Origin of the sequence: Beijerinckia indica subsp. indica ATCC 9039 (assembly GCF_000019845.1) — a bacterium.
Lineage (GTDB): Bacteria > Pseudomonadota > Alphaproteobacteria > Rhizobiales > Beijerinckiaceae > Beijerinckia > Beijerinckia indica.
This window is the reverse complement of record NC_010581.1, coordinates 3,637,019-3,656,546: the sequence shown is the minus strand read 5'-3', so window position 1 is coordinate 3,656,546 and position 19,528 is coordinate 3,637,019. Positions and strand designations below refer to the sequence as shown.

The window sequence follows — 19,528 nt, the reverse complement described above, 5'->3', positions numbered from 1 at the left end:
TTTTCTCCCCGAAGAGTCACTTTTTCGCGATTCCTTTGGGCATGTTCAAGAAAAGCATCGGCGCTGTGCAGCGTGATGCCTGGTCTTTCAATGGATCATGTCCTAGAATGCGACGCATCAAAAATACCCTTCAATGATTTGGATGCACAAGCGTGGTTGCTTCCTTGTTGGATGCGGTAAACCATTCTCGACAGCGAGCGCGTTCCATCCATTGCGGCGGCTTTGTCAGCCTCCGCATAGACGCAGCGGGCGTGTCTTCCTCTTATTGCGCTAGGGCCAGGTTCAAAGGTGGGCCCGCATAGCGATGGGCCGGCCTGCCGGAGAATTGATACGATCCGATATGGGTGAGACGGCCTTCGGTATCGAGCCAGATGCGGCCGCCGATATCGCGCCATTTCTGGCAAAACCCGAAATCCTCGCTGACATAGGCTTCGGTCTCTTTATCGATCAGACATTCAAAGAGAGCGTAATTGTTCTCAGCTTTGGCGTTCGAGAAAGCATGCACATTTTTGTAGCGGCTCTGAGGATAGGCCTCGATCAAGCGTGTGACCACTTGCCGTTTCAGGAGCATGAAACCGCCGCCACAATAGATGCCTGTCGCAAAACGTCCCTTGCGTTCCAAGGCCTGGCCGGTTTCGAGTGAGCCTACATAATGCAGGGCGGCCGTCTCGAAACTTTCTTCCCGCATGGCAACGCGTTTGATGGCTGGTTGCGTCCAATCGATGACTTTCAAGGGATAGATGCCGGCGACGAAATCCTGATCGAAGGCGAGCATGTGGAAGACTTGCTCGGGGTCGAAGGCAATATCGGCGTCCACGAACAAAAGATGTGTTGCTTCGGTATGCTGCAGAAATTGCGCAATCAATGTGTTGCGACTGCGTGTGATGAGCGAGTCATGACCGAGAAGTGCGAGCGTGATGTCAAAGCCCGCTTGCCCGCCGAACTGGACGAGGCTCAGGACGGATTGCATGTAATGTTGAGAGACGAGGCCACCGAAACAGGGCGTCGCGAGAAAGATCAACGGACGATAAGGCTTTTTGACGGAATTGAGCGGGGACATTTGTTCCATTGGTCTCTCACAGGATTAGAGCGTGATCCCTGAAGCGGGGATCATTGTGTGATGAAAACTTTGTGTCGCCAAAAGAGAGAAGGTGGATTTTCAAAGTATCGGCATCAATGATCATAAGGCTCGAAGCTGATGGTCGCGTACAGAACGGTGGAGTCGTGTGATCGACTTTACGGTCTGGTTGAGCGATCAAAGTTCCTGCGAAACGATAATGATGAATCTCATCTTTCTCGTCATGATACTCAGGTTCTATTCATAATGGCGATTGATCGGACCGTGCTGTGACGGTTCGGTCAGGAAAATAGCCTAGACTCCGAAGCCTGCGCGAAGCCTACGTCTTGTCGTAAACATTGGCGATGAATGAGCCGTCATCACAAGGTGTGGTTTTGTTTTGGAAAGATGCATGTGGTAGGCGGAACTGTCCTGTTCGCTCGACGTTTTCATGACAATTTTCGCTGCCTCCCTCGCATTGTCCTTTTGTCGCGGACATTCGCTTCCGAGGGAGTGAATGACAATGAAGGAATTCGTCATGAATCGTTTCGGATCGGTCTTGGCGGCCTCCGCGCTGGCCGTGGCTCTGGCTTTGAGTTCTCAGGCTGAGGCGCGCAATGGGGGTGGTTTCATGGGTGGTGGTGGTGGTTTCCACGGCGGCGGCGGTGGTTGGCACGGTGGTGGCGGTGGCTGGGGAGGCGGCGGCTGGCATGGGGGCGGTTGGCATGGCGGCGGCTGGAATGGCGGCTGGCGCGGTGCCGGCTGGGGCGGTGGCTGGCGTGGTCCCGGATGGGGCGGCGGATGGCATGGCCGTCGTGTGGTCGCCAGCAGTGGCTTCTGGCCTTATTATGGTTTGGGCACAGGTTATGGTTTCGGCACAGGCCTGTGGGGTTATCCTTATGATTATGGCTATGGTTATGGCTATGATTATCCCTACTATGGTTACAGCTACCCCACTGCTGGTTACGTCGCTCCGGGGACACTGCAGACGGGACGCAGCGTGGCAGTTGGCGGGAGCATTGGTAATTACTGCACAACGCCCGTCAGGACGTGTCTCTTGAAAGAATCCGGCTATATTGGCGGGGGATGTTCCTGCAGGGTCAGCGGCGGCCGCGCCCGGGGTACCGTCAGCCCTTAATCAAGATACTATCATGATCGGACAGCGGCGGCTGGTTTTCTCCGGCCGCCTTTTTAATGGCACCTTGAAAAAGAAGCCTAAAAATCACAGCTTGAAACCGCCACGCAAGAGAGATCTGCCGTGGTGCCAGCATTCATGAACACAAGCAGATTGGAAACAGGCGATTGTGCCGAAAGGGTCACGGTTTTATGCGGGAAAGAAGCGCAGGCATTCGGGTGGAATCGTGGTAGTCTCTCACCGTTTTCCTGACGATTTTTGCTGTTTTCCTCAGCAATGTTCTTCTCGTAAGAACATGCACATTCGAGGAAGAACGCCAAGTAAGGACTCCATCATGAAACGTTTAGGATCAGCCATTGCGGTTGCCGCATTGGCCTTGGCTCTGGCTGTTAGTTCTCAGGCCGAGGCGCGCAACGGGGGTGGTTTCATCGGTGGCGGCGGCGGCGGTTTCCACGGTGGTGGTGGTGGTTTCCACGGCGGCGGTGGCTGGGGAGGCGGCGGCTGGCATGGCGGCGGCTGGCATGGCGGCGGTTGGGGCGGAGGCTGGCGCGGTGGTGGTTGGCGTGGTGGCCGCTGGGGTTGGGGCGGCGGCTATTGGCCCTATTATGGCCTTGGCGTGGGCCTTGCCGGTCCCGGCCTGTGGAATTCGGGCTGGGGTTGGGATTATCCTTACGATTATAGCTATGGCTATGATTATCCCTATTCTTATGGCTACGGATATGGCTATCCCGGCGGCGGTTATGTGGCCTCGGTTCCTACGGCGCCGGTGACCACGGGCCGCAGCATGGGCGAGGGAGGTATCGGCCATTCCTGCACGACGGCAGTGCGGATCTGCACCTTACGGCAGTCCGGCTATATTGGCGGAGGCTGTTCCTGCAAAGTGAGTGGTGGTCGCGCGAGGGGCACTGTAAGCCCCTGATCTTTTGTGGCGATCAGCAAGGATTGCCTGGAATCAAGGGCGGCCGGTTTTCTCCGGTCGCCTTTTTGCTAGAACGTCCAGGCTTGCCCCATGCGGACCTTGGTCCAAAGCCTTTCGAGGCGAAAGCGCGAGCTTGGCAAATATGCTCAATATTAGAGCATGGCGGCATTCAAATGAATCTGTAAAGCTAAATTTCATTCACGACTTGCATAATTGCGCGGCTCCTGTCACAAGCATCTTCGCTTCCCATTCTGGCCATGAGACTATTGGCCGCTTGGGAAGGGCTTTTGATAGAGTGATAAAACCTTTATCAACCTCAGAGTCGTCCAGACGCGGGGACTGGGCGTACGGCTCTTCCACCTCCGGCCCGAAACCGGGGCAGCAGGACTGGCAAATATCCCATGATAGAGTACGGCCAATTTTTTGACGACGCGATCCTGCGGCTCAAGGCAGAGCGGCGCTATCGGGTCTTTGCTGATCTCGAACGCGACGCCGCTACCTATCCCGTCGCTCGTTGGCATCGCGCGCCCGATAGAATCGAAGATGTCGTCATCTGGTGCTCCAACGATTATCTCTGCATGGGCCGGCACCCGGATGTCATCGCCGCCATGAGCGAGGCTGCGTCCCGGTACGGTGTCGGCGCTGGCGGCACCCGCAATATTTCCGGCACCAATCATCCCTTGGTGCAGCTCGAAGACGAACTCGCCAGCCTGCACGACAAGCCTGCGGCTCTCGTCTTTACCTCTGGCTGGATCTCCAATCTCGCGGCTATTTCGACCATCGCCGACCTGTTGCCCAATTGCCTGATCCTTTCTGATCAGCTCAATCATAATTCGATGATCGAGGGGATCAGACGGTCCTCAGCCAAGCGGCAGATCTTCCGCCACAATGATCTTGCCCATCTTGAGGAATTATTGGCGGCGGCGGATCCCGACCAGGCCAAGCTCATCGTCTTCGAAAGCCTCTATTCGATGAATGGCGATATCGCGCCAATCGCCGCGATCGCGGATCTCGCCGATCGCTATAATGCCATGACCTATATGGATGAAGTGCATGCGGTCGGCCTTTATGGCCCGCATGGTGGCGGCATTGGCGAGCGCGATGGTGTCATGGACCGCATCGACGTGATCGAGGGGACGCTTGCCAAGGGGTTTGGCACGCTCGGCGGCTATATTGCCGCGAGTAAGTCCATCATCGATGCCGTGCGCTCCTATGCGCCGTCTTTCATCTTTACTACGGCTCTGCCGCCCGCCGTTGCCGCGGCCGCTCATGCCGCCGTGCGCCTCCTGAAGGATGGCAAGGAATGGCGCGCCCAGCACCAGCGCCAATCCATGCTGACCAAGCATGCTCTGAGCGCGGCGGGTTTGCCGGTCATGAACAATCCCTCGCATATCGTGCCCGTTCTCGTGGGCGATGCGGAATTGTGCAAGACCGCCACCGATATGCTGCTCGAACGGCACAATATTTACATTCAGCCGATCAATTATCCGACTGTCGCAAAAGGCACGGAAAGACTGCGTATCACGCCGAGCCCCTTGCATACGGATGCCCATGTCGTGCATCTCGTCGAGGCCATGGTCGATGTCTGGCAGACCTTGAAACTGCCTTTTGTCGCCGAGCCGAAGATTGTCGCTTTCCGCCGCGAGAAGGAAAAGGAAACGGAGGAAGCCCGCTGCACTTTCCCCGAATTCAAGAAAGCCGCCGAATAGGCTTTGCGACGGGCCGAGCCTGAAGATTTTTCAAGAAACCCAAAAGTGCCGGTCACTTTTGGGTTTCTTGTTTTGGGGCCAGTGTCCAAAATCTCCCATCATGCGCGCATACATTCTGGGATGATGTGAAACGATGTCACCCCGAACGTTTCCGGGTTTTAGAGCATCAGACTTTCAAATTAGAATCGTGTCTGATGCTCTATCTTTTTTGAAAACGCATCAGATTGGTCCTAAAAGTGGGAGCCACTTTTGGGTCTGATGCTCTAGCCGTGTTGTTCCAGCCAAAGGCTGAGTCTGCGGACGGCTTCCGTGAGGAGGGCAGGGTCACGTGCAAAGCAGAGCCGGAGGAATTCTTCGCCGCCTGGGCCGAAGGCTGTTCCCGGCGCGACGCCGACATTGGCTTCGTCAATCAAGCGCAAGGCGAGTTGGCGAGTATCCGTCTCTCCCATGACCTTGCAGAACAGATAAAAGGCGCCCTCGGGTTCGGCGGCGATGATCCGCCCGGTCTTTTTCAGGCCTTCATAAAGGATGGTGCGTCCCTGGTGTATGCGCCGCAAGGACTGCTGAAAGAAATCCTCGCCTTGTTCCAAGGCGACGGTCGCTGCCCGCTGCCAGGGCACGGCGACGCCAGATGTGGAATATTGGATCAGATTCTCGATGATCGGCGCCAGGGAACGCGGCGCCTCAAGCCAACCGAGGCGCAATCCCGTCATCGCCCAGTTTTTGGAAAAAGTTTGGAGAAACAGGATATTGTCATCCTTCTCCATGATATCGTGAAAAGATGGCGCGCGCTCGCCGTTGAAGGTCATGCGGCCATAGATTTCATCGGCAACAAGCCAAAGTCCGTGCCGCCGCGTTAAGGCGAGGAGGGTTTCAAGATCCTTGAGGCTGGCCACCCAGCCCGTTGGATTGGAGGGCGTATTAACGATCAGACACCGTGTCGCTGGTGTGATGCTGGCCTCGATCCGATCAAAATCGAGGGTCCAGCCAGGAGACCCATTATTCTGAAACAACATGGGGACGGTGATGGGTCGGGCGCCGAGGACGCTCAAGGCGCCATGGAAATTAGGCCAGGCCGGCGTCGGCACGATGACCTCCTCGTCGGCGCGCGCCACGAGACGCAAGGCGATTTGCAGCGCGTGCATGCCGCCAATCGTGACGAAGAATTGCTCCGGACTGAAAGGGGCGACGGTCCGCTCGTAGATCGCGCCATAATGCCGGGACATATAGGCGGCAATCGCCGCTCGGAGTTCCGGTACGCCCGCCTGATAGGTGTAGAAGGTTTCACCCTCAGTCAGTGAGCGCGAAGCCGCCTCGACAATGAAGGGTGGCGTCGGCAAATCCCCTTCTCCGACGAAAAGAGGGATGAGGCCCTGACGACCGCGCCCATAAGCGAAAACCTCAACGATTCCGCTTTCCGGGGCGGCCAGGGCTTCAGGGCTGGGTTCTGGACGTGCCACGGGGAGGGCAACCGAAGACGAAAATTCTATCGTCATAGAGATCCACCTGCCGGGATGCTTCCGACTTATCCTGAGGGAATGATGATGAGTGGTCTGATCCTATGGCAGGATCAGAGGGGATTGCGCGTAAAGCGAAGCAATCCAAAGTCACGTCAAGATATTGGACGCTCTATACCGTGTACATCATAAGCTCTGATCGAGATAGTGGATCCCAAATTGGTCTGATCTCTCTATGGAATTTGATAGCGAGTTGCCGGGGATCATCATGACGAGCGAAACTTTCGCTTCGCTCGTCATGATGAGACAATTGGATTAGGCGCGGCGCGCGGCAATCAGATCGCGGATTTCCTCGAGAACCACCACGTCTTGTGGTTTTGCGGGCGGGGTAACCTCGAGATTTTCCTTCAAGACTCTCTTGCGGAACGTGTTGATGCTGCGCACGATCAAGAACAGAACGAAAGCAATGATGAGGAAATTGACCGCCACGGTCAGAAAATTACCCCAGGCGAGGACCGCGCCCTGCCGGCGTGCTTCCGCGAGTGAGCTGGCTGTGACACCCTTGGTGAGAGGGAAGAAATAATTGGAAAAATCGAGGCCGCCGAGGGCGCCGAAAAAAGGCATGATAATGTCATTCACGAGCGAGTCGATAATTCTCCCGAATGCGGCGCCGATGATAACGCCGATCGCCAGATCGACCACATTGCCCTTGAGTGCGAATTCACGAAATTCCTTGAACATCAATGACCTCCTCAACCCTCCCGGAAGGGAACCAGATGCCGCCACGTCATCGTGATGAGGATCGGACGAACAGCATTGTGACAGGAAATCATGATAGTGTAGGCGCGTCGAGCCGAAATGATCGCGGTTTAGCGCATTTTTTGTACAAAACGAGGCGCTGAGAAGACACATAAAAGCAAAGCGAAACACTTTGGGAAAGCGTTTCGCTTTGGCATGCATGATGTGTGGATGAGATGAGACTCTCGTTCCGCCCCTGCCGACGGCCTAAAAAGGGCAGTGCGGGTAACGGCTAAAGGAGCCTGTTGACATCAAGTTCACCCAAAAAGGGCCTTTCTGGGGGATGCTCGAGATCAGCCTTCCTGAGACATGGCAATGCGGAGCAGACGTTCCTTGACGCAGTCGAGACCGCCCAGCATGGCATAGCTGCCGACAGCGCCGGCATAGGAATAGGTGACCACTTTGTCTTTATGGACGTAAGTGCCCGCAAGTCCCACGATTTCCCCGGCCTTGGCGGCCTCGAGCAGGCGTTCCAATTCCTCGATCACCGTCGTATTCGGCTGCGATGACTGGACCGGATGGGCTCCGCGAAGACTGACGACTTTTTCCGACATGGCTTTCACCGAAAAAGGCTGAGAATCGATCATGCCATGTGTCAAGCAAAATCAATGCCGTAATTTGGGTGGAAGCAACTAAAAGACAGATTCGACGTGAGCCGAACCTGTATGGAATGGGGCAAAATCCTCCGATGCCCTGATGTTGAGCGGCGGATTAGCCTTTTGCTGCGTCAGATCCATGACATTCTTTCAAGAGAAGCGCGTCCATGAGAGGCGGTCCCTGAAAGAAATGCCATGGTCTGGTTGTGGGGGCTTATTTATGGGCCGTCGGCGCTGAAGATTTCTGTGCGTTGGAGGCGGGCGCATTCGGCTCGTCGTTGGCGCCAGCGTGACTCCCAGCTTGAGCGTGTGCCTTGTGGTGGCTGCGCAGGCGCAAGTTGTTTTGGAGATGATGCACGCCGGATACGGATTCGGCGATCAATTCGGCGCGGCGTCGCTGGATCCGGTTGCTGACAATACCGTTCAATGTCACTTCGTTGTCGTGGACGAGAACCTCAATCTCCGAGGCATCGACATAAGGATCATCGGTCAGACGATCACCGATATCTTCGAGGATACGCACATCCGAACGCTTATAGTTTTTCGGACCGCGGCCGGAAAAACGTTCGTTGAGATGTTCTGTGTCGAGATCGCGACGGTGCGCCACCGCATCGTCATCGAACCAGGGGGAAATGTCATCGCTGGCGCGAGTCCAAGAACCACGTTCCTGACCATAACCTTGGCCATAGCCACGCTCGAGGTCGTCAAAATCGCGCCCACGCCCCACATAGTCCCGTTCAAAACGTTTCTCGATCACGAGCCCATAGGGGCGATTTCCGTAATTGTCCGGGCCACGGCCTTGAAGCGGGCCTTGCAGCAGTCGTTGAGACCGGGCGCGGGCCTGGCGATCAGCATAATCGCGACCAGCGAATTGGCTGTCATCGATGAAATATTCTTCATCGAAATGATTGCGGCCGCTGAGATCACCTGGATAGCGTCCAAGGTAATCACCATTGCGTGCGTAATCCTCGCGGAAGGTCAGCTCCCGGCCACGGCCGTAATCGTTGGGATTGTCCTGGAAATCCTGGCGTTCGCTGCGATAGCGGCGGCCTTCGTCATTGCGATAATCCTCCCGCCCGAAACGATCGCGACGGTGATCGGACCAATCGTCCTGGCGGTAACGGTTCTCTTGAAGCCTGCGGTCTTGAGAGGCCATTTCCAGTCTCCTTCATGTTTGCGCATGCGAGCCTATGCGCACCTGAAAAACGTTCGGACCTATGCTTTTGTTCCAGCTGAAATAACAAATAGTTATGTTAACTCCGTCAAAGCAAAAAAGATCCCTTCAGGGGCGCGAAAACGACAGATTCGTGCCGTTTTTCCTTGGCTTTGGGGAAGGCTTTGCTCTGAGCGATAGGTGGGGGGGAATCCTTGAATGGAAAATTGCGGCCTTGTCCGGGTCGCGGTCCCAGCGGCTGAAAGAGGCCGCGAAATTCGCTTTGTAGTAACCGATTACTACCTCTCGTGGCGCCGCTGATTATAGGGTGCCGACAACGTGCCCGTACAAGGCCATGATATAGGGCGTCCATGTGAGACGCCAAGGCCAGCCGAAAGCACGATTTCGATCTCAGGCGTCCTGAAAAGGGAGAAGGTTCGCCGATGGTTTCCGCGGGTTTTATCTTTCGTCCAATTTTACAGGCAGCGCGGCGCGCCGATGTCCGTGTTCTTGCGCTTTTGTGCGCGCTAGCGGGGTCGGCTCTTGGGGCGAAGGCCGAGGATGCCGAAAAGGGAAAACAACAGTTTTTGACCAGTTGCGGCGTCTGCCATACGGCCGAACCCGGAGCCGGCAATCGCCAGGGGCCCAATCTTGCTGGCGTCTACGGCCGCAAGGTCGGGAGCATCGCCGATTTTAACTATTCGCCGGCGTTGAAATCCGGCACCTGGGTATGGAATGAGACGACACTCGATCCCTGGTTGACCAATTCGCAGGAAGCGCATCCGGGAACCTTCATGAATTACCGGCAGGCCAATGCGGAGAAGCGGCGTCTGGTGATCGATTATCTGAGTTCATTGTCCAAGGAGAGCAAATAAGCGTCATGACTAAAACGATTCATGTGATGCTGCGTGTCCTGGAGGAGGAACGTTCCGTGGCCTTCTACAAGACGGCTCTCGGATTGGCGGTTGCCGATCGTTTTCCTTTCGAAGGATTCACGCTCGTCTATCTGCGCAGTCCCGACGCCGACTTCGAAGTGGAACTGACGATCAATCACGATCGCAAGGAACCGTATAATCTCGGCGACGGCTATGGGCATATCGCGGTCGTGGTCGATGATCTCGACAAGGAACATGCACGGTTTGAGGCGGCTGGCTTGAAACCCAATCCGATCAAGGAATTCTTTCGTGACGGCGGCTTGATGGCGCGGTTCTTCTTTGTGCAGGACCCCGACGGATACAAGACCGAAGTGCTGCAAAAACACGGGCGCTATCGCTGAACCAGCGATCAAGCCACACAAGCGAGTTGGGCGAGGGCGGTGCGAACGCCCTCGCCATAATGATAAAAATTTTGATAAAATAGGGGAGGAAGCAATGAGCAAACCTGAGGAGGGACGCGCGCCTGGAGCCAATCTCGACCGGCGGCGTTTTCTGGCGGGCTCGGTGGTTGCCTCGACGGCGATCATCATTTCCGGATCGGCCCTGATTCACCAGGGTGAGGCCTGGGGCCTCGAAACCAAGAGTCTGCGGCCAGAAACGATGAAGACCCTCGTGAAGGTCGCACGCGATATTTATCCGCATGACCACTTGCCCGATAAATATTATGCGATCGCCGTGAAGGATTACGATGTCAAGGCGGCCAAAGATCCTGCGGTCAAAAACCTGATCGAAGGCGGTGTCGCTTTGGTCGATCGGCTCGCCAAGGCAAGGCATGGCGTCCCCTATGCGGAGATCGGCTGGGAAGAGCCGCGTATCGCGATCCTGCGCGAAATCGAAACTGATCCTTTCTTCCAGACCATTCGTTCTGGTTTGATTGTCGGCCTCTACAATCAGAAGGAGGTCTGGCCGTTCTTCGGTTATGAAGGCGAGAGCGCCTCGAAGGGCGGCTATATTAATCGCGGCTTCAACGATCTGGCTTGGCTCTAGGCGGCGGCATCAGGGAGGGCGCATTCATGACTAAATTCGATCTCAATGATGATTCTGTTGTCGTGATCATCGGTTCCGGCGCGGGTGGGGGAACGCTCGGCACGGAGCTCGCCTTGAAAGGTATCAAGGTTGTGATGCTCGAGGCTGGACCCCGTTTCGAAATCGAGGATTTCATCAACGACGAATGGGAGAGCTTCACGCAATTGTCCTGGAGCGATATGCGTACGACGTCAGGCTCCTGGCGCGTTCATAAGGACTTCCCGAATCTGCCGGCCTGGATCGTCAAAGCGGTTGGTGGCACCTCCATCCATTGGGCGGGGGCCTCGCTGCGGTTCCAGGACCATGAATTCAAGACCCGCACGCATTACGGAGAGGTCCAGGGCGCAAACCTCCTCGATTGGCCGATTACACTCAAGGATCTCGAGCCCTATTATGACAAGGCCGAGTCCAAAATGGGTGTCACACGGACCAATGGGATCCCCGGCCTACCAGGCAATAATAATTACAAGATCCTGGAAGCCGGTGCGAAGGCCCTCGGCTATAAGGAGGTTCATACGGGACGCATGGCGATCAATTCGCAGCCGCGTGACGGCCGTGGCAGTTGCCAGCAGATCGGTTTCTGTTTCCAAGGCTGTAAATCCGGCGCGAAATGGTCGACGCTTTACGCCGAAATCCCGAAAGGCGAGGAAACCGGCAAGCTTGAGGTTCGGCCGGAAAGCCACGTTCTGCGCATCGAACACGATGCCAATGGCAAAGTCACCGGTGTCGTTTACGCCGATAGTCAGGGCAATCGGCAAAGACAGAAGGCGCGTATCGTCTGCATTGCCGGCAATTCGATCGAAAGTCCGCGTATTCTGCTCAATTCGGCCTCAAATCTGTTCCCGGATGGTCTCGCCAATTCCTCGGGTCAGGTCGGACGCAATTACATGCGGCATACGACCGGTGCTGTCTTCGGAATTTTCGATCGGCCGATCCATATGTATCGTGGCACGACCATGGCCGGTATCGTCCGCGATGAAAGTGGTCACAAACCGGAACGCGGTTTCGTCGGTGGCTATGAACTGGAGACGATTTCGGTCGGCCTGCCCTTCATGGCGGCCTTCCTCAACCCTGGTTCCTGGGGCAGGAGTATCACGTCGGCGCTCGATTCCTATCAGAATATGGCAGGTCTCTGGATCGTCGGTGAGGATATGCCGCAGGAGACGAATCGCGTCACTTTGGACAATGCGGCCAAGGACAAATATGGTCTGCCGGTCGCTAATGTTCATTATGATGATCACGCCAATGACATTGCCATGCGCAATCATGCCTATGAGCGCTCGACTGCGCTTTATGAGGCCGTAGGCGCCAGGCGCGTCTTCCCGCAGACACCTTATCCATCGACGCATAATCTCGGCACCAATCGCATGTCCGAAAAGCCTCGTGATGGCGTCGTGAACAAATATGGCCAGACCCATGACATCAAGAATCTCTTTGTGTCGGATGGGTCACAATTCACGACGGGGGCCGGCGAAAATCCGACGCTGACCATTGTCGCGCTTGCTATCCGGCAAGCTGACTACATTGCTGCGGAAATGGGCAAGCGTACAATCTGACCAATTCCGTTCGAAGGAGAAGATGATGTTCTCCTTCGAATCCTCGCTGAGGGTGAGCACTTCGAGACGGCATCGCCGATACATTTTCAAGTGATGCAATTCACTTTGCGTCAAGCAAATCCGTGTTTGCTCTAAAGGGCCGTAGCGAGCATCCTGTAACGGCCTTCATGGTCAAAGGCTGCATCGAAACATGGAAGTGAAGCCGGTTCACGCTCGCCGATCATTGTAGGATTTCTCCTCGATGATCGGCGAGTTGAAAATGATATTGATCTCTCGTTTTAATGCAGCGCGCTGATCATTGGTTTTGTAGACTTGGCGTGCCAGGTGAATGAAATTCGCCCCAAAATTCCCTTCCGCCTCATGTTGACGTAAAGCGTCCTCGGCCTCCCACAATATGAGATTGGCGGCCTTGAGTTTTGTTTCCAGAGGGGCGAGACTCACCGTGTCGAAACCATTCTCCATTCGCAATTGCCGCAACAGGGCAAGCTCATGTTCGACATGAGCGCGTTTATCGGTATCGCCGATCCGGCTTGCCTTGATTTCCAGAATGGTGATCTTGTCGATCAGCTCTCCAATGCCACTGGGAATGGCGAGGGGATGTCGCAATGAGGATGAGCTTGGGCCAAGGCTATCATGGCCCGTGGCAGGCGTCGGCTCCTGACGGAGCTTTTCCGCGACGGCGCGCGTCATGGCGTCGAAAACCTCTCGCCACTCGCCATTTTGCTTTTGCCGGAAAAGACGCATGGTTGGATACCAGGGGCAGTCTTCACGCTCCATCAGCCAGCGCCAATCCGGAATCTGTTTCAAGGCAAGAAAAACCGGTCGGGCGAGAGCGCCCGCGAGATGCGCGATTGATGTATCCGAGGTGATGATGAGATCGAGATTGTCCATCACGGCCGCGCAATCGAGAAAGGCATCATCGCCAGCATCGAAATCCGGGCCGAGTGTCTCGATAAAATCCGGGATGCGAGATCCCTCTGCTTCAGTGAGAGAAGATTCGCGCATCAGGCTGAACAGCCGCACATTCGGCAGGGCCGCGAGGGGAGCGAAATGATCCGGTGACATGCCGCGCCGCAGATTGATATGCGGGTTGCCCTTCCAGCAGATGCCGATGCGGAATGATGGCCCTCCGATCCTTTCCGCCCATTGGGTGATACGATCGACTTCAGCTTTGAGATAGGGCACGGCTGCAGGGATCGTCTCCAAACGTGTCCCGAACGCACGGGGAAGACCCATGAGAGGGATTTGATAGGTGAAGTCTTCTTCGGGATCGACGGAAGCGATCAGTCGAATGGGTCCTTGGAGGGAAGAGAGCAGCCGATGCATGGATCGGCGGGCAAGGAAAGTTACCTCGGCCCCCGCATCGACGAGGCACGGCAGATAACGGGCAAATTGAATGAGGTCCCCCAGGCCTTGTTCATCGAAGACGATGAGTTTCTGGCCCTGCAACGGCGCGCCTTCCCAATATGGCAGCTTCGATTCGAAAATCTTTCGGGGGGCGTTCGATCTGTCCCAGCGACTCTCGTAATCGGCAAACCCTTGCTCAAAACGTCCGTAAAGCAAGAGGAGGCCGGCGCGGTTGTTGCGGGCATCGGCAAAATCCGGCTTGAGGTCTAGTGCCTGATCGAAACAAGCCAGCGCTTCGTTGAAACGGCCCTGTTCCTTCAAGGCGACGCCCAGGCCCGACAGAGCTTCGGGATAGGGGTTTTTTAAAGCAAGAGCTTTTTCATAAGCGGCAATCGCTTCGGGCAGACGGCCGAGCTCCTGCAAGACATTGCCGCGGTTGAGCGCGACTTCGGGTGAGGCTGGATTGAGCGCGGCGGCTTTGTCGAGCGCCTCCAGGGCTTCATGGAACCGCGATAATTTATGAAGGATCGCGCCGGAAATCCCTAAGGCGCGCGCATGATTGGGATCATGTTTCAAGGCTTCGGTGCAGGAATGCAGGGCTTCTTCGAAGCGGTTCAACTCCAACAAAACATTGGCGCGATTGGTCAAAGCCGGTAGGAAATGAGGCCGGACTTTCAGGGCTTCGCGATAGGAGAGAAGGGCATCGGGCAGGCGTTTGAGCTCGTGCAGGATATTGCCGCGATTGCACCAGGCCTCGCAATAGGAAGGCTCGAGACCAAGCGCGGCGTCATAGGCCGCGAGCGCTTCGTGTGGTTTGCCGAGGCCCTGAAGCGCTATGCCTTTATTATAAAAAGCTTGCGGATAATGGGCACGGTAGAGAAGCGCTTGATCGTAACATGCGATCGCTTCTTCGAAACGAGAGAGTTTCTGCAGGACATTGCCGCGATTGAGTTCCGTCTCGGGGTCAGGCGGGCCGATGCGGGCAGCCTTTTCATAAGCGGCGAGCGCGTCCTCGAGGCGCCCAAGCTTTTGCAGGACGGATCCCATATTGAAGAGATTGACGCTGTCATCATTGCGCTGGCGGGCAATCTCTTCGAAACATTCGAGGGCTTCGGCGAACCGGCCGAATCGCTCGAGCAGGGCGCCGCGATTGGTCAGAGCCTCGCAATAATCGGGGCGCAGGCACAAGGCCTGTTCATAAGCGTCAAGCGCTTCCTTCATCTGGCCGAGGCTTTGTCTGACGACACCGATGCTGAAGAGGATTTCGACATCCGTGGGACGCAGCATCCAGGCGGCCTCGAAAACCTCGAGGGCCTCCTGGGGTCGGCCGAGCCTTTGCAGAATGATCGCCTTGGCGCCGAGGGCCTCCGGATAAGCGGGTTTCAGATTGAGCGCCCGGTCGAACCAGCTCAGCGCATCGCGCGGATCGTCGGCATTGAAACAGATCAAGCCGAAGACGTAGCAGCCGATCTCGCTGCGGGCGGCCAAAGGGCTGAAAGGCGCGATATAAGCGATGGCGCGTTCCGGTGCTCCTTCCTTCAGCAGGCGGAAGGCCTCGGCGACCACGGCCTGCAACTGGGATTTCTCGCGAATCTCCTCGCGATTCTGGGGCGGGGTGTGATTAAAGTCTTGGGACAGGCTGCCATTCATCAGTTTGTGCTCGACACCGCGCAAGCGGCCCATGGAAGGGATTGGCCGATGGATGGTTGAGCGGGCGAGCCGGCTCATTGCATGGACATCGGTTCCTGCATGGCTGATTGAAGCGGAGAAAACTTTCGCGGGCCTGACCTTTCGATCAACGCGAAAATGGGCCGTTCTGGCAAAAAGATGAGGCCTCAATAAAGACTTGCGCCAGGCTTGTGTGGGGTGCGGGCACGGCTCACCGCATTGGCTTGTGGAAGGCATTTATCCGTGCTAGGGGGCTCGCCGCAGGAGACAAATCATGGCTGATGGTAACGGAACGCAAGAAACGCAAGATCAGGCACCCGCGATCAATGCGATGGTGCAATATACGAAGGATTTTTCCTTCGAGAACCCGAACGCGCCGCGTTCCTTAGGGCCACAGGAAAAGGCCCCGAATATCGCGATTCAGGTTCATGTCAACGCGCAACAATTGGCCGAGTCCGATTTCGAGGTGAATATCGTCCTGGAAGGCTCGGCGGGCGAGGGCGCCAATACTCTGTTCAAGTTCGAGCTCGATTATGCGGGCATGTTCCGCTTGCTCAATATCTCGCCGAATGACATGCATCCGGTCGTGATGATCGAATGTCCGCGCCTGTTGTTTCCCTTTGCCCGGCAGATCATTGCCGATGCAGTTCGCAGCGGCGGATTCCCGCCCCTCTATATTGATCCGATCGATTTCGCCGCGCTCTACCGCAAGCGGCTTGATGAAGTGGCCGCCAGCGCACCACAGCTGAAATCCTGAAAAAGCAGTAAAAGTTTAGACCCAAAAGTGGAGGACACTTTTGGGTCTGATGTTTAGGCGCTGCGCCGCCCCCATCCCAACAGACTCCAAACCGTCTGTTTTTCCATCTTCTCGACTTTAGCCACCGCTTTCTCGCGCTGATCCGTCAGAAGATGGGTGACTTGTGTATCCTTCTTCCGGCGTTCTTCTTCCGAGCAATCCAGGCGACGGCGCAAATCCGCGATCGTCTCATCGGCGGTGCGGCGCTCGCGCAGACGCTCCTCCTGCTCTTTATCGCGCTCGCGGCGGCTTTCCTCGAGTTCACGCCGGACCGCATCGAAGCGCCACCGTTGCGCCTCGGAAACAGTATCGGCTGAGGTGGCCTTGCCGTCGGCGCTGTCTCCATCCTCCTCATCATCCATCGAAAGCATCTCTTCCGTGTTGGATGTCTGAGCGGTCAGCGGCACGGGCGCAAAAACCCGGAACAATTCTGCTGGCTCGATGACGAGCCGGCCGTTGATATCCTTTTGGGCTGAAAATTTTCCGTCCTTCACCGCTCGGGTGATGGTCGATTTATCGACACCAGTCAGTCTGGCGGCCTCGGCCGCGCTGATGGCGGTGCTGGTGCGCGTCATTGCAGTCCCTCCTTGGCAAGGTGAAAAGAGCCGATGTGCATCAAGCCAAGGAAATGGTTAATAATTCATTATCCTCGTTGCCGAAACAGTGCTGCAACAGGCAGCACCGGTGGAAAACTCCTTCCTGCATTCTGTCTTCAGGACTCGGAATTTTCAGGCTGAGGCAGGTAGGAGACCCAGATGGCTTTGTCGCCCAATTTGGCAATGAAGGCTCGATGGGCGTCTCGCTCCTGTGAGGAAAGAGCGCTTTCGAGCGGAACGGGGCGTTGCCGGAATGGGGTCTGATGTGTATTGTCCTGCCGGAGCGCGGTAGCGGTTTCAAAGGTGAGAGCGGCTTGGCGCCCCCCCAGCAATTCGGCATAGACGTCGGCCAGGATTTCCGAATCGAGCAAAGCGCCATGTTTGGTGCGGCGCGTATTGTCGATGCCATAGCGATTGCAAAGCGCATCGAGACTGTTCGATGCGCCTGGATGACGGCGCCGGGCGAGCGCCAATGTATCGACCACACGCTCGGAATCGATCGGTTCCAGACCAAGCAGGCCGAGTTCCGCGTTGAGAAAGCGCATGTCGAAGGCGGCATTATGCGCGACGAGCTTGGCATCGCCGATGAAGGCGAGGAATTCGGAGGCAATATCGGCGAAGACCGGCTTTCCAGCTAGAAATTCCGCGGTAATGCCATGCACCCTGACGGCATCTTCAGGAATATCGCGCTGGGGATCGATATAGACGTGAAAAATTTGTCCAGTTGGAATCGTGTGGAGTATTTCGATACAGCCGATTTCGATGATCCTGTGGCCCTCGGCCGGATCGAGCCCGGTGGTTTCCGTATCCAGAACGATTTCCCGCATTCCCCCTCGCGCCTTTAATTCTGTCGCATCGCATTGCGCTGGTGCGGCGTGATGGCTCGTTTGCCACCGAGTGCTACGGCGGCACGCAAAATATCGGCGACCTGCCGTTCCGCCGCGGCAAATCCCCGGCTGGTATCGATGAGGAAATGCGAGCGCAGACGCTTTGCAGCATCGGGCATCTGTTTGGCCAGAATAACCGCCAGCCGTTCTTCGGTCATGCCCTCACGGGCCGCGACCCGCGCCTTTTGCACAGCTTCCGGTGCGGTCACAAGGACCACTGCATCGACGTCCGCATCAGCGCCGATCTCCATCAGCAGCGGAATGTCGAGGACGACGATCCGCCGTGCCTCGGCACGTGCATGGGCAAGGAAAGTCTCCCTCGCGCGGGCGACGAGAGGATGGATGATCGCCTCGAGCCGCTGCATGGCGGCGGGGTCTTTGAAGACACGCGCGCCGAGCAAGGCTCGGTCTATTCCCTGCGCGTTGGAGACGCCGGGAAAGGCGGCTTCCACGAGGGGAACAGCATCGCCGCGGTAAAGCGCGTGAACCGTAGCGTCGGCGTCATGGACCGGGATGCCAGCCTTGCGAAACATAGCCGCCGTGGCGGACTTGCCCATGCCGATGGAGCCGGTGAGGCCGAGGACAACCATCTAATCCTCATGCAGCGGCAAGGCGACATTGAAGGTCGAGCCTTCGCCCAGCCGCGAATCGATCCCGAGCCGGCCTTGGTGGCGGGCTAGAATATGTTTGACGATGGCGAGGCCGAGGCCCGTGCCCCCCTTGTCACGGCTTTGACGATTATCGACGCGATAGAAACGTTCCGTCAGGCGGGGCAAATGTTCACTGGCGATTCCGGGGCCGAAGTCGCGCACGCTCATGATGGCATTGCGACTGCGTTTCGCCAGGGTAATGACGATCTCCGGCTTATGATTGTGTGATACCGGGAGCCCATATTTGATGGCGTTTTCAACGAGATTCTCGACGACCCGCAGGAGTTCGTCGTAATCGCCGCGCACGATCAGCGAATCGGGTGAATCGAGGTTTAACATGACGTGGTTGTCGTGGGCCATCGGCGTCAAAGTCTCGACGACATGGCGCAGCACCAATGCGAGATCGACGGGAGCTTGCGGACGCACATGCAGGTTCTGCTCGATCCGCGACAAAGACAAGAGATCGTCGATCAGCCGCGCCATGCGCCGCGCCTGGTCTCGCATGATGCCCAGAAAGCGGATCCGCGCGTTTTCGTCGTCCTTGGCTGGTCCTTGCAGCGTCTCGATGAAACCGAGCAGTGAGGAAAGCGGTGTGCGCAGCTCATGGCTGGCATTGGCGATGAAATCAGCGCGCATGCGCTCGACCCGGCGCGCCTCGGTGAGATCGTGGAGGCTGATGATCATGGAGCCCTCAAGGCTAACGACCGTGATGGGGGCCACATAGACATCGAAGAGCCGTTCCACCGGCATGCGCTCCACCCAAGTCGCGCGCTGTGGCTTCTTGAGGACGCGAACGCGTTTGACCGTATCGAGGACATCGGGGGTCCGCAGGACACGCGCAAGGAGATCGCCCGCCCGCAAAGCCGGAAAGAGAGCGATGGCCGCTTGATTGACGGCAATGATCCGATCCACCGCGCTAATGGCAATGGTGGCCTCGGGCAAAGCCTCGATGAGGCTCTCAATAAGCGTTCGATCATCCGAACGCAGATCATCCTGTGGTGTGTTCAGCATCCCCCGCTCGCCGCTGCCTCCTTGGCGTCATGAACTTCTTTTATCTTACGGTAAAGTCTTGTCGCGATCGAGGTTTGTCCTAAAGAAGTCTATCGCGACGGGAGTCGAGCGATGCTTTATTTTATGAGTTCGCATCGCCAAGGGCCATCAACGCCTTGAGACAGATTGATCTCTAGTATCAATTTGAAAGCGGATTTTCTTATAGCATAAATTTAATATGTTCATAAAGATT

General features: G+C 56.5%; 19 protein-coding genes. 8 read left to right on the top strand and 11 right to left on the bottom strand.

Going from position 1 to position 19,528, the window contains the following annotated elements; translation table 11 throughout:
* Positions 1-262: 262 nt before the first annotated feature.
* Positions 263-1,069, bottom strand: coding sequence for a hypothetical protein (locus tag BIND_RS16285; protein WP_012386121.1), 807 nt, complete (start codon positions 1,067-1,069; stop codon positions 263-265).
* A 526-nt stretch (positions 1,070-1,595) separates the two neighbouring features.
* Between BIND_RS16285 and BIND_RS20280 the strand changes: the two genes are divergently transcribed.
* The gene (locus BIND_RS20280; protein WP_012386120.1) at positions 1,596-2,195 is read left to right on the top strand and encodes a hypothetical protein; all 600 of its coding nucleotides are present in this window, start codon (positions 1,596-1,598) and stop codon (positions 2,193-2,195) included.
* A gap of 77 nt (positions 2,196-2,272) precedes the next feature.
* On the opposite strand, the gene BIND_RS21450 is transcribed toward BIND_RS20280, so the two are convergent.
* Positions 2,273-2,512, bottom strand: a complete 240-nt coding sequence (locus BIND_RS21450) for a hypothetical protein (RefSeq protein ID WP_148210671.1) — start codon at positions 2,510-2,512, stop codon at positions 2,273-2,275.
* Between the two features lie 14 nt (positions 2,513-2,526).
* Between BIND_RS21450 and BIND_RS16275 the strand changes: the two genes are divergently transcribed.
* Together BIND_RS16275 and hemA are read left to right on the top strand one after the other, a co-directional pair.
* On the top strand, positions 2,527-3,111 hold the full coding sequence (locus BIND_RS16275; protein ID WP_012386119.1) for a hypothetical protein: 585 nt from the start codon (positions 2,527-2,529) through the stop codon (positions 3,109-3,111).
* Positions 3,112-3,515: 404 nt separating this feature from the next.
* Entirely contained in the window at positions 3,516-4,820 is a 1,305-nt protein-coding gene (hemA, locus tag BIND_RS16270; protein WP_041778950.1) for a 5-aminolevulinate synthase, read from the top strand.
* A 263-nt stretch (positions 4,821-5,083) separates the two neighbouring features.
* Here the strand turns inward: hemA and BIND_RS16265 are convergent, their stop codons facing one another.
* From BIND_RS16265 to BIND_RS20275, 4 genes are all read right to left on the bottom strand, one after another.
* Positions 5,084-6,316 (bottom strand): pyridoxal phosphate-dependent aminotransferase, encoded by a 1,233-nt coding sequence (locus BIND_RS16265; RefSeq protein ID WP_012386117.1) that lies wholly within the window; start codon positions 6,314-6,316, stop codon positions 5,084-5,086.
* 276 nt (positions 6,317-6,592) lie between these two features.
* The gene (gene mscL, locus BIND_RS16260; RefSeq protein WP_012386116.1) at positions 6,593-7,018 is read right to left on the bottom strand and encodes a large conductance mechanosensitive channel protein MscL; all 426 of its coding nucleotides are present in this window, start codon (positions 7,016-7,018) and stop codon (positions 6,593-6,595) included.
* A gap of 350 nt (positions 7,019-7,368) precedes the next feature.
* Positions 7,369-7,662, bottom strand: a complete 294-nt coding sequence (locus tag BIND_RS16255) for a hypothetical protein (RefSeq protein WP_012386115.1) — start codon at positions 7,660-7,662, stop codon at positions 7,369-7,371.
* A 223-nt stretch (positions 7,663-7,885) separates the two neighbouring features.
* Positions 7,886-8,827 carry a BON domain-containing protein gene (locus BIND_RS20275; protein WP_012386114.1) on the bottom strand — a complete coding sequence of 314 codons (942 nt, stop codon included), beginning with the start codon at positions 8,825-8,827 and terminating at the stop codon, positions 7,886-7,888.
* 440 nt (positions 8,828-9,267) lie between these two features.
* Between BIND_RS20275 and BIND_RS16240 the strand changes: the two genes are divergently transcribed.
* The 4 genes from BIND_RS16240 to BIND_RS16225 all read left to right on the top strand — a co-directional run bounded on the left by BIND_RS16240 (position 9,268) and on the right by BIND_RS16225 (position 12,341).
* Complete coding sequence (locus BIND_RS16240; protein ID WP_012386113.1) at positions 9,268-9,699, top strand: c-type cytochrome; 432 nt, start codon at positions 9,268-9,270, stop codon at positions 9,697-9,699.
* Positions 9,700-9,704: 5 nt separating this feature from the next.
* Positions 9,705-10,100, top strand: coding sequence for a VOC family protein (locus BIND_RS16235; protein ID WP_012386112.1), 396 nt, complete (start codon positions 9,705-9,707; stop codon positions 10,098-10,100).
* Between the two features lie 94 nt (positions 10,101-10,194).
* Complete coding sequence (locus BIND_RS16230; protein ID WP_012386111.1) at positions 10,195-10,746, top strand: hypothetical protein; 552 nt, start codon at positions 10,195-10,197, stop codon at positions 10,744-10,746.
* A gap of 26 nt (positions 10,747-10,772) precedes the next feature.
* Entirely contained in the window at positions 10,773-12,341 is a 1,569-nt protein-coding gene (locus BIND_RS16225; protein WP_012386110.1) for a GMC family oxidoreductase, read from the top strand.
* A gap of 207 nt (positions 12,342-12,548) precedes the next feature.
* Here the strand turns inward: BIND_RS16225 and BIND_RS16220 are convergent, their stop codons facing one another.
* The gene (locus BIND_RS16220; protein ID WP_012386109.1) at positions 12,549-15,416 is read right to left on the bottom strand and encodes a DUF6165 family protein; all 2,868 of its coding nucleotides are present in this window, start codon (positions 15,414-15,416) and stop codon (positions 12,549-12,551) included.
* Between the two features lie 214 nt (positions 15,417-15,630).
* Here BIND_RS16220 and secB point away from each other — a divergent pair, with 214 nt between their 5' ends.
* Positions 15,631-16,113 carry a protein-export chaperone SecB gene (gene secB, locus BIND_RS16215; RefSeq protein ID WP_012386108.1) on the top strand — a complete coding sequence of 161 codons (483 nt, stop codon included), beginning with the start codon at positions 15,631-15,633 and terminating at the stop codon, positions 16,111-16,113.
* Between the two features lie 53 nt (positions 16,114-16,166).
* Here secB and BIND_RS16210 read toward each other — a convergent pair whose 3' ends face one another.
* The 4 genes from BIND_RS16210 to BIND_RS16195 form a co-directional block, all read right to left on the bottom strand.
* Positions 16,167-16,727 carry a helix-turn-helix domain-containing protein gene (locus tag BIND_RS16210; RefSeq protein WP_012386107.1) on the bottom strand — a complete coding sequence of 187 codons (561 nt, stop codon included), beginning with the start codon at positions 16,725-16,727 and terminating at the stop codon, positions 16,167-16,169.
* Between the two features lie 137 nt (positions 16,728-16,864).
* Positions 16,865-17,575 (bottom strand): DNA polymerase III subunit epsilon, encoded by a 711-nt coding sequence (dnaQ, locus tag BIND_RS16205; RefSeq protein ID WP_012386106.1) that lies wholly within the window; start codon positions 17,573-17,575, stop codon positions 16,865-16,867.
* A 14-nt stretch (positions 17,576-17,589) separates the two neighbouring features.
* Positions 17,590-18,225: a dephospho-CoA kinase gene (gene coaE / locus BIND_RS16200; RefSeq protein ID WP_012386105.1), complete on the bottom strand. Its 636-nt coding sequence runs from the start codon at positions 18,223-18,225 to the stop codon at positions 17,590-17,592.
* Positions 18,226-19,296 (bottom strand): ATP-binding protein, encoded by a 1,071-nt coding sequence (locus tag BIND_RS16195; protein WP_012386104.1) that lies wholly within the window; start codon positions 19,294-19,296, stop codon positions 18,226-18,228.
* Positions 19,297-19,528: the final 232 nt, after the last annotated feature.